At 44.1% G+C, this 12,748-nt stretch carries 11 protein-coding genes; 4 read left to right on the top strand and 7 right to left on the bottom strand.

Translation table 11 applies throughout. From position 1 onward, the window contains the following. Positions 1 to 105 precede the first annotated feature (105 nt). Together NST45_RS28290 and NST45_RS28285 are read left to right on the top strand one after the other, a co-directional pair. Complete coding sequence (locus NST45_RS28290) at positions 106 to 669, top strand: NADPH-dependent FMN reductase (protein WP_036682135.1); 564 nt, start codon at positions 106 to 108, stop codon at positions 667 to 669. Continuing rightward, positions 666 to 1,127 (top strand): VOC family protein, encoded by a 462-nt coding sequence (locus NST45_RS28285; RefSeq protein ID WP_339824350.1) that lies wholly within the window; start codon positions 666 to 668, stop codon positions 1,125 to 1,127. The genes NST45_RS28290 and NST45_RS28285 overlap by 4 nt, the downstream gene beginning before the upstream one ends. Positions 1,128 to 1,196: 69 nt before the next feature. Here the strand turns inward: NST45_RS28285 and NST45_RS28280 are convergent, their stop codons facing one another. The 3 genes from NST45_RS28280 to NST45_RS28270 all read right to left on the bottom strand — a co-directional run bounded on the left by NST45_RS28280 (position 1,197) and on the right by NST45_RS28270 (position 2,283). After that, positions 1,197 to 1,427 carry a cold-shock protein gene (locus tag NST45_RS28280; protein WP_036682139.1) on the bottom strand — a complete coding sequence of 77 codons (231 nt, stop codon included), beginning with the start codon at positions 1,425 to 1,427 and terminating at the stop codon, positions 1,197 to 1,199. A 117-nt stretch (positions 1,428 to 1,544) separates the two neighbouring features. After that, entirely contained in the window at positions 1,545 to 1,745 is a 201-nt protein-coding gene (locus NST45_RS28275) for a cold-shock protein (protein ID WP_019914790.1), read from the bottom strand. A gap of 259 nt (positions 1,746 to 2,004) precedes the next feature. Next, positions 2,005 to 2,283, bottom strand: coding sequence for a hypothetical protein (locus NST45_RS28270; RefSeq protein WP_339824348.1), 279 nt, complete (start codon positions 2,281 to 2,283; stop codon positions 2,005 to 2,007). A gap of 238 nt (positions 2,284 to 2,521) precedes the next feature. On the opposite strand from NST45_RS28270, the gene gdhA reads away from it, so the two are divergent. Continuing rightward, positions 2,522 to 3,907: an NADP-specific glutamate dehydrogenase gene (gene gdhA / locus NST45_RS28265; protein ID WP_036682144.1), complete on the top strand. Its 1,386-nt coding sequence runs from the start codon at positions 2,522 to 2,524 to the stop codon at positions 3,905 to 3,907. 92 nt (positions 3,908 to 3,999) lie between these two features. Here the strand turns inward: gdhA and NST45_RS28260 are convergent, their stop codons facing one another. Together NST45_RS28260 and NST45_RS28255 are read right to left on the bottom strand one after the other, a co-directional pair. Further along, positions 4,000 to 4,713 carry an HAD family hydrolase gene (locus NST45_RS28260; RefSeq protein ID WP_036682147.1) on the bottom strand — a complete coding sequence of 238 codons (714 nt, stop codon included), beginning with the start codon at positions 4,711 to 4,713 and terminating at the stop codon, positions 4,000 to 4,002. A gap of 34 nt (positions 4,714 to 4,747) precedes the next feature. Then, the gene (locus tag NST45_RS28255; protein ID WP_076105071.1) at positions 4,748 to 7,315 is read right to left on the bottom strand and encodes a DUF2339 domain-containing protein; all 2,568 of its coding nucleotides are present in this window, start codon (positions 7,313 to 7,315) and stop codon (positions 4,748 to 4,750) included. A 191-nt stretch (positions 7,316 to 7,506) separates the two neighbouring features. On the opposite strand from NST45_RS28255, the gene NST45_RS28250 reads away from it, so the two are divergent. After that, a complete protein-coding gene (locus NST45_RS28250) occupies positions 7,507 to 8,547 on the top strand; it encodes a stalk domain-containing protein (RefSeq protein ID WP_339824346.1) in 1,041 nt (346 codons plus the stop codon). 535 nt (positions 8,548 to 9,082) lie between these two features. On the opposite strand, the gene NST45_RS28245 is transcribed toward NST45_RS28250, so the two are convergent. Together NST45_RS28245 and NST45_RS28240 are read right to left on the bottom strand one after the other, a co-directional pair. Further along, entirely contained in the window at positions 9,083 to 11,800 is a 2,718-nt protein-coding gene (locus NST45_RS28245; RefSeq protein WP_081389317.1) for a CHASE3 domain-containing protein, read from the bottom strand. Between the two features lie 214 nt (positions 11,801 to 12,014). Then, positions 12,015 to 12,722, bottom strand: a complete 708-nt coding sequence (locus NST45_RS28240; RefSeq protein WP_036682455.1) for a DNA alkylation repair protein — start codon at positions 12,720 to 12,722, stop codon at positions 12,015 to 12,017. Positions 12,723 to 12,748 lie beyond the last annotated feature (26 nt).

Genomic DNA, 12,748 nt, shown 5'->3' with positions numbered 1-12,748 from the left:
TGAGCGTTTTTATTATGTATGTTCATTCCATGTGCTGATGTTAACAGAGGCCGATTCAACTATCATTGGTTTATAGCAATTGACCTCACATAGGAGTGGATACAGATGAAAGTGATGATCCTGACAGGCAGTAATCGAAAAGAAGCAACTAGCACGAAGCTGGCAGAACATGCTGCCCATTTCATTAGTCAGCATGGGGAAAAGGTTACCGTGTTTGACCTCTACAAACGCCCACTTCCCTTTTATTCACCAGACGAGATTTACACAGAGCATGAACATTTAAACGAGCTTAAACAAGAGATGTTAGCAGCGGATGCAGTAATCTTGGTTACTCCGGAATATCACGGCTCGGTAAGTGGCGTATTAAAAAATGCGATTGATCATCTAGGCCAGGCGCATTTCAACGGTAAAGTTGTGTTATCCGCCAGTTCAGCCGGGGGAGCGGTAGGGATAAGCTCATTACTTCAATTGCAAGCCATCGTACGTAACCTGCACGGCATTAATACACCAGACTGGATCTCCATCGGCGGACTGCAACGCAAGCGGTTCGAGGTCGGGTATGACGGATACGAGGGTGGGCAAGAAATCGAAGATCGCATCCACCTAGTATTAGAAGCATTCCTGAATTTAGCCCGCAAAATCGACAGATCGGCAGGTGCTATCCAATGATCAAAGGGCTATATGAAGCACATTTACCAGTAAGCAATCTTGAGGTATCCATCGAATTTTATGAGAAATTAGGTCTGAAAATGGCTTGGCGGGATGAAGAAACTGTATTCTTCTGGATCGAGGAAGGTCGGAGCTGGATTGGTCTTTGGGAAGGCCAGGAGGTTCAAACCCCATACCACCCGTCCTTGCGGCATATTGCCTTCCGTGTCACTTACGAGGACTTGAAGCAATCACTGCAATGGCTGGAATCGATTGGGGTAGAGGCTGTTCCGTTCCGCAACCGGACTTCTGTTGAGCCTTTTATCCGGGCTTATCAAGGAAATGCTTCTGTCTACTTCAACGACCCTGACGGCAACAGCTTGGAATTTATGTGCCACGTAGAGGTCCCTGAACATCTGAAGCCTATTTCAGAGAACATAACCTTAACGGAATGGGAGAAATTACTGTACAGTAAATAAAATACTCAAACAAAAAAACAGCTGCTCCCGTCCAAGGGTCCAGCTGTTTGAGTATATTAGCTTCTTCGATTACTTAATCGAAATGCCCTTCTTCATGGCCTTCATGTCTGCATTCGTATTCACAAGCGTTGGCAGTATCTTCATACTTCTAGTCATGGGAGAGTTGCATTGCCAGCAGGTAGGTACATATTGAAAGGCGAAATTATCGCGCATCCAACCTGTGCAACCTTCCTTGGTACAGGACCAAATTGCTGTGTCTTCTTGCGGAAGTTCCTCCAGTGCTTTTTTACGAAAATACATAAGTACCCCTCCTTGGATCGAATCGAGACGATATCGCTACCCTATTAGGGGCAGATTCATACTATGAAAATAAAAAAGCTGCCCTCAACTTGTGTTAAGGGCAGCCTGATTTTTAAACTACAGTTTTACAACGTTTTCGGCTTGTGGTCCACGAGCGCCTTGAGTTACGTTGAACTCAACGCGTTGGCCTTCGTCCAAAGATTTAAATCCGTCGCCTGTGATTGCGGAGAAGTGTACGAATACGTCGCTTCCACCTTCAACCTCGATAAAACCGAATCCTTTGTCTGCGTTAAACCATTTCACTGTACCTGTTTGCATGATATTACCTCCAATATTTTATTTAACACATGTCCTTTTATTCCTACGTAGTGTACGAACAAATAAAAATTCACACATTGGAAAAGGACTCATACGCACAAATGATAACCTTTTACAATATGTGAATTAAGGGTTAAATTTATGATTGATTTCATTGTACCACACTAAATCACTAAAAGCAATGCGTATGCCTATTTAATTTTCACTCCGGCTCTTATTGCCTGTAAACAGCAGCAGCCGAGCCGGACGAATACCCATGTTAGTCGATATAACCTGCCAATCCTTTATCCATCAGGTAATCCATTTCTGCATCAAGAATGGTCTCTACTGTGATTTCATCCAGCTTCACATCACGTTGGGTAGTGACATAGTCGACCAGATCATCGCTGTCGATGTCTACCTCACCCTTGGCGTTCGCCTTGGCCTTATTGATAAAGGTCTGTTCATGCTTCAATACTAAGCGGATGATTTGCGGATCCACTTTGGTTTTGGCAGATAATACATTTACTAGCTCCTGCTCATTTACTTTGTCACTCATTTTTTAAATTTCATCTCCTTACAATTATTACACAATCATTGTAGCATATTTCGCGCTTTAACGCGTCATTACGCGAAGTATACCGCGGTTTATTCACACTTTTCTTATCATCCCAGCGTCTATAACGTTCCACTTGAAGTAAGTTATTTAATAAAAACAGTTGTGAGGAACATTGACTTGTGCCAAAATATAAAAAAAGTGTTGGACCAAATGAATACTAGAAAAGGCGGTTGAATTCATGAGCTCTGTATCTACCCAGCAATTAGACACAAACAGCAACAAGGCACATCGTTATATCGAAGACGTATACGCACAGGTTGTTGCGCGTAATCCTTTTGAGCCCGAATTTCATCAGGCCGTAAAGGAAATCCTTGAATCTTTGCTTCCAATCCTTGCTGCTGAACCTAAGTATCAGGAAAATGCCATTCTGGAAAGATTGGTTGAGCCAGAACGTTTGATTATGTTCCGTGTTCCTTGGACAGACGATCAAGGTAAGGTCAGAGTTAACCGTGGATATCGTGTACAGTTCAGCAGTGCAATTGGACCTTACAAAGGTGGACTTCGTTTTCACCCATCCGTTAATGCTAGTATTATCAAATTCCTTGGTTTCGAGCAAATCTTCAAAAATGCTCTTACCGGCCAACACATCGGCGGAGGTAAAGGCGGATCCGACTTTGATCCTAAAGGTAAATCCGAAGGCGAAATCATGCGTTTTGCACAAAGCTTCATGACTGAATTGCAAAATTACATCGGTCCTGACCAAGACGTTCCTGCAGGAGATATCGGTGTAGGTGGTCGTGAGATCGGCTACATGTACGGACAATACAAGCGGATCCGCGGAGGATATCCGGCTGGCGTATTGACTGGTAAAGGTATTGGTTACGGCGGAAGTCAGGCTCGGACAGAGGCTACTGGTTACGGTACGGTTTATTTCGTAAACGAGATGCTGAAGGCAAAAGGCCTTTCTTTTGAAGGAAGCCGCGTTGTTGTTTCCGGTTCTGGTAATGTAGCGATCTATGCGATCGAAAAAGCTGTACAGCTAGGCGCTAAAGTCGTAGCTTGTAGTGATTCGGCCGGATATATCTATGACGAAAATGGGATTAACCTCGAAACTGTCCGCCGCCTAAAAGAAGTCGAAAGAAAACGGATTAGTGAATATGTGAATGAACATCCTAACGCTGTGTATACTGAAGATTCCACGCAAATTTGGACCATTCCTTGTGATATCGCCCTTCCGAGTGCTACTCAGAATGAGATTGATGAAGCCATGGCATTGAAACTGATTGAGAATGGTGTAAAAGCAGTAGGCGAAGGTGCCAATATGCCATCCACCCTTGAAGCTATTCATCAGTTCCAACAAGCTGGCGTGCTATTCGCACCTGCCAAAGCTGCTAATGCTGGCGGCGTAGCTGTATCTGCGCTTGAAATGGCACAAAACAGCATGCGGTTGTCCTGGAGCTTTGAAGAAGTAGATACGAAGCTGCATGAAATCATGGTTTCCATCTACGAACAATCTGTAAATGCATCCGAGCAATATGGACAGTCCGGCAACCTTGTTGCAGGAGCGAACATCGCTGGATTCAAAAAAGTGGCCGACGCTATGCTGGCTGAAGGTGTAATCTAAATAAATTACCGGCGCTCTAGTCACGAACGCCGACATACAAAAGTCCCCGTAACCGGTCAGTAAGAATCCGGTAACGGGGACTTTTTGTATGTCTAAGCGTTCCATCCGGGGATCTTCCGCAAATCCCCGTCCCCTATCGATTGAGTACTCTCCGCAGTCGTATTGGGGGGTGAAGAAGCCGTACGAATGTAACAGGAATCTATTCCTATCGTTAGTGCCCCTGCAATATCCGTACGGGGATCATTCCCGATCATGATGGCCGAACGCAAATCCGCTCCATAATGCTCAACTAAATAACGAAAAAATAGCGGATCCGGCTTACTCACTCCTGCTTCGGAGGAAATGGCAATGCCATCGAATAAAGGAAGAATATTCAGCATCGTTAATTCTGCTTCTATAAAGGTTTTTTGGCCATTGGAGAGCAAAAACACCTTTTTGCCACGTTCTCTTAATGTTTGCAGAATTTCAACCACACCCTCATAAAGTGAGATATGGATCATCGATAATGTCCGCAGCCATCTAACCGTTTCATGTAACCACGCTTGATCCGGTTCTCCGCCCAATTGACGGGCAACAGAACGAAACACGTCCTCCATTACGAAATCCGGGTACTGACAATTCCGTGCGGCTTCGGTGAGCTGTAAATCTCTCTCCCGCAGAAATTGTGCGTGTAGCTCACTCCCTGTTATGGACATCCCCTGATATCCGAAATGGAGCGATAATCGATCCCATACCTCCGGCTTCTCCTCATCTGTCTGAATATCGATTAATGTGCCATACAGGTCGAAAATATAAGTCTCGTACATCCACCGTCTTCCTTCCTATTATTCTCTCTGTGTTTTATCCTTTAGTACCATTATCGGCGGTTGTCTGGCCCTCCTCCATCCGGTTTGACACCTTTTGATAGAGATAAGAGATACCGAGCAAGCAGATGCCAAAGCTGGCATAAGCTATGATTTTGCTGCCAGTGTTCAGCAGACCCAAATCATAGAGCAGCAGCTTGCCCGTAGCCAGCAGTGTTAATCCAAGGCCGAAGCGCCGGATGTACACATACCTTTTGCGGAAGCCATACATGATAAACAGAACGGCTAATAGTAGATAAATGAGACTAAAAATTAACCCTGCATCACTCAATTGCAATTGCACTCCTAGGAAAGCGGTGATAATGCCGAGTAGATAAATCGCCATGAAAACAGGATAGATCTCCATACTCTTAAACTGGCGATTCAGCGCTGCAATCAGCAGATCACGTCCGCTAAACCAAACAAAGATATTAAAGATAATCAGTACGGCTAGTGCGATATAATCAGCTGCTGTATTTTGCGCGAGATTATTTTGCAGACTTGGCAGGCCTACTGTAATTACTATACAAATGACGTAGCCAACCCCAAACAGAAATCTCACAAAATATTTAACAATCGTGTCATACAGCACCTTCACCTTTGGCAGCACGTACGCCAGAACCAAGGTCCATACAGCGGACAGCAGTAAATTATAGAAGGTTCTATGCGCAAAGTCCTCCGGTACAACCAGATGATACAATCTTCTCGATTCATACAAGCCGTAAATCCAAAAATTTAATAACGCCGCATATTTAAACCACAACGCTAAGGTGATTTCATAAGGTTCGCTGCGCTGAAGAGCATCCTTGCGGTTATGCTGAACTGCATACAACACCGCGACAATCAGCATGCCTGCTGTGATAAAGACATATTTTAGCGGGAAGTAGACATCTCTAAAATTCGTCCATTGATAGTCTGCGACCCACTGCGTCGGTACATTTAGACAGAAGAATACTACAAGGCAGAGCATCATAATGCCCCAGCCTGCCCTTTCCATCCCCTTAAAGCGGTTCAGATTGCCATACAACGTAAGAACGACGCCCTCAATCAGCCAACCGATGGACCACCAAGCCGCTCCAAATTGAAATGGAATCATCAATATGCCGAAGGTCAGTGAAGTGGCGTAGAACAGCAGCATGCTTTCTTTTTCCTGTGGCATCAGCTTCTCAAGCCCTCGACCCAGACCGAGATACAGCAGGCAGAAAAGCAATGCCAGTGCACCATTGTAATCCTTCAGTCCTGCATCCATAAATAAAATATACAAGGTGAGACAGCTAATAAACGTATTACATCCTAAGAGAGAGAAATCCCACCAGGACAGCTTGGAACGATATTTGAACGGGTACCACAAGGTAATTCCCAGATACATCGCAAAAGTCAAAACAGCATAACACATATTAATTCCGTTGCTATCCGACAAAGCTATTAATATGAGCATGGAGGGTGTATTAAATAAGTAGCTGATATAATTGACAACGTTCCAGCGTTTGCGGAAAGAAATCAATAAGATGAATAAATTCAATAGAAACAAGTAACCCATAGCTACATAAACCGCGTTGCCCGAAAGGCCAAACGCCCCCAGATAAGAGTATAAGGGCAGATATCCTCCGATTAAGCCCAGCGCACAAATACTCCGTGATTCATACCTTAAAGACAGGAGTACCGCAGTTAAAGTAACGAGTACAGACAAGGATAACCCTACATATATACTAATAATATCAAGCAGAAAATAGCTATAAAAAATAGAGCCATACAGCACCGAAATCCCGCCGCCAAGCAGCCCTAAAGCGAAGGTGCCTTTTCCTTTGCGGTATAACCACTCCCCGCCTCCCAGCATCAATAATCCCAGTAGAAAAAAGGCGCTTCCCTTCATATAACCTGTGAACCAGTTGGAATAGGTATACCGGAAGCCTGCCCCCACCGCCAAAATCAACAGCAGAATACCCAGCTTGTTAATCCAGCTTAGTCCAATCTTCATTTCGATCTGATTTTGTTTTCTTCGGCGCTTCAGCACCTCTTCACTGATCTCTTCCGAGGCAAAATCATGTAATCCATTATCCATGCCCGAGTTGAGGCGAAGTTCCGCTTCCCTCATTCTCTGCCGCTGTGCCAGCACACGCTCATTTAATTCTGCCGCCAACGCCCCAAGTCGACTGGATATCTCTGCTTGTTCCTCACCCAGCTGCCTGGAGGCTGTATGGTACAGCTGCTGAATATGACGTTTCGTCTCCACTTCAAAAGCCGTCAGACGATCTGTATGAGCATGGCTTCTAGAGGCAAAATAAGTCTGCAGCTTCTGCCTCGACACTTTAAGAATGCCCAGCTTTTCATCTAAAATCTGTTCCGTTAGCGCAACTCTTAGCTCAGTATTCTCTTCTTGAAGCTTACCTACCTGAGTCTTTAGCTCGACCAAAGCAAGCTTATGCTTCTCATATTGCTTCTTCAAGTATTCATTCTCGTTGACCAGATCGTGACTTTCATATTCCGCAATCAGAGCCTCATATTCCTTAATAAGCCCGTCCTGCTGTACCTTCATGAATCTCAGTCGATCTTTGAATGACTCCATAGCGCCTCCTTATGTGAGCGATTGTTAATACTTACATATTACTACATATAGCTGTGGGGTCTTATGCTTTTTTTATATTTGCAGTGAATGAAGATTACGATCGGGATGCAAAAAAACTGCAACATTTTGGAGGGGTGTCCCGTCAGAATAATAACAACACTAACAAAAGATTTTAAAAGGAGCTCACAACCATGAACAACATTTTAAAAACAAGTACAGTTCTTTTAACTTTGTCACTAGCACTTTCTACAGGAGCAGCTTATGCTGCACCCACCACAACTTCTGCTAAAAATGAGGCTACACAAACCTCCGCTAGCGTTAATCAAAAGACGTTTGCGATTGAAATCAACGGATCGACTATTAAAGAAACAGGCTTCCAAAGCACAAATGGCAAAGAGCCGATGGTGCCACTACGTTCGATTACTGAAGCCCTTGGATTTGAATTAACCTGGAATGCACAGAATAAATCCGTTGAACTTATCAATGGCGCTGTATTCACTACAGTGAAAGCTGGAGAAGATCGTTATAGTATCAACAAAATGTATACAACACTTGGAACTGCACCACAATTGGTTGACTCCACTTTGTATGTCCCAGCTTCCTTTTTAAGCGAAGTAATTCATCAAAACATGACTGTGAAGGGAGATTCCATTGTGATCAACACAAATGCCGCCGAGCAGCACATGACTAAGACTGGTGTGATTACAGCAGTCTATGATGGTGGTAAATACCAACCCGTTCAAATCCAAGGTGTAGGTACGGATGGAATCGTATTAAATGTAGGGGAAGATACGGCTATTGAGATGGCAGACGGTACTAAAATTGCACTCAAAGATCTCCATATCGGTATGACTGTAAAAGCAGAACACTCCATGGTCATGACTATGAGTCTTCCGCCACAAACACCAACTTACAAAATCACCGTTCTGGATAAGCAGAAACAAGATGATCTTCTAGGTACTGCTGGCACTATTGAAGAAGTTCAAAAAGACGATGAAGGAAATATCAGTATCACTGTTAAAGGCAGTGGCCTGAGCGAATTGTCACAAAAAGAAGTAGTACTGCGCATTAACGAAGACACAGTACTCATTAATAAAGACGGCGAAGCTGTTAAAAGCAGCGAGCTTGTTAAAGGTACAAAAGTTATCGGATTCTACAGCCCAGTGCTGACCAGAAGCCTGCCACCAATCGGCACAGCTGTCAAAGTTGTAGTAGATTCTGCGCAACAATAAGTGAGAGACTGAAATCTTATTAAAAAGATTCCAAAGAGACATTAAAACAGCGATCCTTCCGTTATCGGAGGATCGCTGTTTTGCGTTTTGGGCAATAGGGTGGGTGACTCACTTCAGAGCATTTGAGGCAAACGAAAGCCGGCTGAACGTCTAGGTGCACTTTTGCTCGCCTTGCTGCAAAGTTTTGGATGATCATAATCGCGAGCCTTACGGCCCAGCTGACGTTATTTGCGATTTTTCCGCCTTCAGAGCAGCGTTTCGGACTCCAGCACCACTATTCATTAAAAAGAGGGCATATTCGATGTTTTTTATACCAATAGCGTCAGTGGGGTCCGTTAGAATTACAAATGTGGTAAAAAGCTGCGTTAACGGTCAGCTGTGTCCGATAGCAGATTATAGTTACTTCGTTCGTGCAACTTCGTTTGAATTATCCGAAGTTAGAGGTCTAGTTCAACGTCAACAAAACAGGGGTGCCCCAGCAGCCATTGTCATGACTACTAGGACACCCCATGATTGTTTCCGTCCATTATCTATTTCATGAATCGCTAGCTAGAATCAATTGCATCAACGCTAATAAACGTTCCAGGTTAATCGGCTTGCTAAGATAATCTGTTGCCCCTGCCTGAAGGATTTTAGCCTTATCTTCCTTCATCGCTTTTGCAGTCAGTGCAATGATGGGAATATCCTTCTTTGCGGGCATTTGTCTGATCCGATTGATTGCCTCATATCCGTTCATCACTGGCATCATAATATCCATAAGAACGATGTCTATAGAAGCCGCTTGCTCCAGTTCAAACAGGCCGCTCTCTCCGTTAGTAGCTGTAGTTACATGCAGCCCGCGCTTTCTTAGGGTATTTGATAAAGCAAACAAATTCCGTTCATCATCATCCACGATAAGTACATGCTTTTGATTCAGAGAAGTGAAGTCATTACGTGTATCCTCAGCCGTTGTAGCGGCAAGTACCACTCCATTCCCAATCTCTTGAATAACAGTCGCTTGATCAGCCACTTCCTCAAGGCTTGGGGCCTCAAGCTTCAAGGGCAAATACACTGTAAAGACGCTACCCACTCCTTCTTGACTCTCCACTATAATTCTACCACCGAGCAGGGTTGCCAGCTCTCTAGATATGGATAACCCAAGCCCTGTTCCACCATATTGACGTTCTGTATTTCCATTTGCCTGTTGAAAAGCCTCGAAGATAATCGACTGCTTTTCTTTTGAAATCCCAATTCCAGTATCCTTGATGGCGAAGGCAATAAATTCCCCTGTATACGAATCTGCCAAATCCAGCAGCTCGTCCTTAGTTGCTGAACGGATTTCCAGAGTGACTGCGCCTTCCGCTGTAAACTTAAACGCATTGGACAGCAAATTTATAATAATTTGCCGCACTCTTTGAGCATCCGAATAAAACAGCGGGGGTAAGTTCTCTCCCAGCTGTATTTGCAAAGGAATCTCTTTTTTACGGGAAAGCTGACTGAAGTTCTGGATCATTGCCTCCGGAATCTCCGATATATTTATCGCTTCAATTTCAATATTCAGCTTTCCTGCCTCAACCTTGGACAAATCCAGAATGTCATTAATCAGCGCCAGCAGATCTTGTCCCGAAGAATGAATGGCTTTTGAGAATTCAATATCCTCTTCGCTTAAAGCTCCCGACTGATTCTCCATAAGAAATTCGGAGAGCAGCAGAATGCCGTTAAGCGGAGTTCGCAGTTCGTGAGACATGTTAGCCAGAAACTCTGATTTATATTGTGAGCTTTGCTGCAATAACTCTGTGTATTCACTGAGTTCCGTTTGAGCTCTTTCCGCCTCTAGTGACTTTTGTTCCGCCAGCAGTTTCTTATCCTCCAGCTTTCTATTCGTTGCATGCAGTGACTCCGTCTGGATTTGCAGCTCCTCAGACTGAGTCTGTAGTTCCTCGGTATATACCTGTAGCTCTTCGTTTAGACGCTGAGATTGTGCCAGAAGTTGGTCAATCTTCATAATGCTAATCGTACTGTTAATTGCGGAGCCAAAGGCATTCGAAATAGACCCTAGGAACTTAACCTGCAATTCCGTAAGTGGAGCAAAGGCGGCGATTTCCACCACAGCAACTACCTCACCCGAAAAAGAAATCGGCATTAGTAGAAGCGCCTTCGGCGCAGAAATACCCAACCCAGATTGTATGCTAATATAATCCTCCGGCAGATCCTGTATTTGCATCAAGCGCGCCTCTTTAGCACATTGTCCAACTAGACCTTCTCCGATCTGGAATGCCTGCTGATCTGGAATGTTACTGCTTCCGCCAAAAGTAGAGACTCTCTTAAAGAAATCTCGATCATGGTCCTGTGTTCGAACATATAAGGAACCATATGGGTAATCGAGGACTTCTGCGGTTTTGCCAAGAAAAATGTCGCCCAGTTGCGAGATATGTGTGATGCCCTGATACCTCGCCAACAATTCGTTTGCGTTAGCCTGAATCCATATCCGCTCTTGTTGCGTGTCTATCAGATGATTCGTAGCTACGCTCAGATCCCTGATCTCATCATTCGTGGTGATCTCTATCCTTGTCTTCATATCTTCGTCAGATTCCAATTCTGCAATCGTATGGGTAACTTTACGAACCGTACTAACGATGGCGCGTGAATTGATCCACGAAGCGACCATCGCGGTAACCGCTATAATTGCCCAAGCAATATAAAGAAGCTCTAGCAATAATTTATTCTTGTCTGCTTGTCTAGCAATCAGACTGTTGGTGTTCTCTTTCATCGTCTCGCGGTAAGTGCTGATCTGATTACGAATCCGGTCCATTTGATCTTTGCCGTCGTCGGAATTGAAGTATCTTAGGAGCTCAGCGTCCTGTCCCTCTTTTTTCAACTGGATCACATAATTTCCGGACTGTTCGATCCATTGCTTAATTTTACTTTCAATACCCAACAGACGCTGTAGCTGTAAAGAATCATTAGCAGTCAGCACGTAAAGCTTATCATAATTAGCTTCCCATTCAGCCTTACCCAAATTGTAGGGCTCCAGATACTTGTTATCGCCGGTGATGACATATCCACGTTGTCCGGTTTCCATATCTAAAATATTCTTCTCAATTAGATTAGCCAAATTAGTAATCTCTCGATCCTGATGAGAGATGAAGCTGGTTTCCCGCTGTAGAGCATTGATTCTTCCATGCATGACAAAAACAAATCCTAATAGACAGATCACGATTAAAACTGTAATTGACAGTATTTTATACTGCAAAGTGAATCGACGTTTGTTCACAACTAGCCTCCGTCCTGTCTTCTAACTATAAACCCCTTTCTATTCTACATCATTGCAAAAGATTACTTGAATAAGGCTTCATTAATTCTTCTATGTAAATTTTGACTGCTGCTAATTTAAACAATTTCCGCAGGGTTGAAACACTTGTTTTTCCCGGAATAAAAAAAAACCCCACAAGTGCCTTTCTCCTTGAAGGGTTACCTAAATATCTAACTCAGCAAATACAAGTTTTCTTTTTCACACCTAGCTTCCCAGCCTGTTCAACCTTAGCAATATAATCAACAGCCATGGGAACTTTACAAGCGGTTTGTCCCATGTTCACCTGGACCTTACCTATACCTGCTGCGATCTTTGCTGCCTCCTCATGCAGTTCTGTGATACTGCTGCCCACCATAATTACAAAAGTATTCATCGTATAACGGACACGATTCCGCTCCTGATGAATAGTAGCGCCTACTTGTTGTAACAACTCCCTAATCTCAGCGATGTCCAGCTTATCATCCGGTGTAATTGAAATGTAATTTGCATAAGTGCTCCAGCCGCAAACGGCTATTAGTTCATCCGAGGAACGAATCCACTCTCTCGCAAGTTCCAATCCATATGGACTCTCTGCGGCGAGAGGGGATACTATATATTCCACTACCGCATGCCAACTGGCCGCCGAAGCCCAGCTTTGAAGCTCTTGCTTCGTCATAGTCTTGGGATTGACGGTTAGCCCAGCCAAATACATTGCATCGTAATTGCCTGTCTGATACAAAGCCCTTGCCAGACTCTGATCTTTTTTCACATCCTTAACCAGCTTCTTCATATCCCCTACCTTTACTCCAAATAAAGGTTCCACTGCGCCATGTCGTAAGAAGGTACGTTTCGTCTGCTCTGTACCCATCTCCTCAAGCTTGCTCATCACTTCATCAACAGTCAGATTCATTAGGCCACTCCCTTATCTTC

Source organism: Paenibacillus sp. FSL R7-0163, assembly GCF_037969975.1.
In the GTDB taxonomy this organism is placed as follows: domain Bacteria; phylum Bacillota; class Bacilli; order Paenibacillales; family Paenibacillaceae; genus Paenibacillus_AQ; species Paenibacillus_AQ odorifer.
This window is presented reverse-complemented; position numbering and strand designations above follow the sequence as displayed.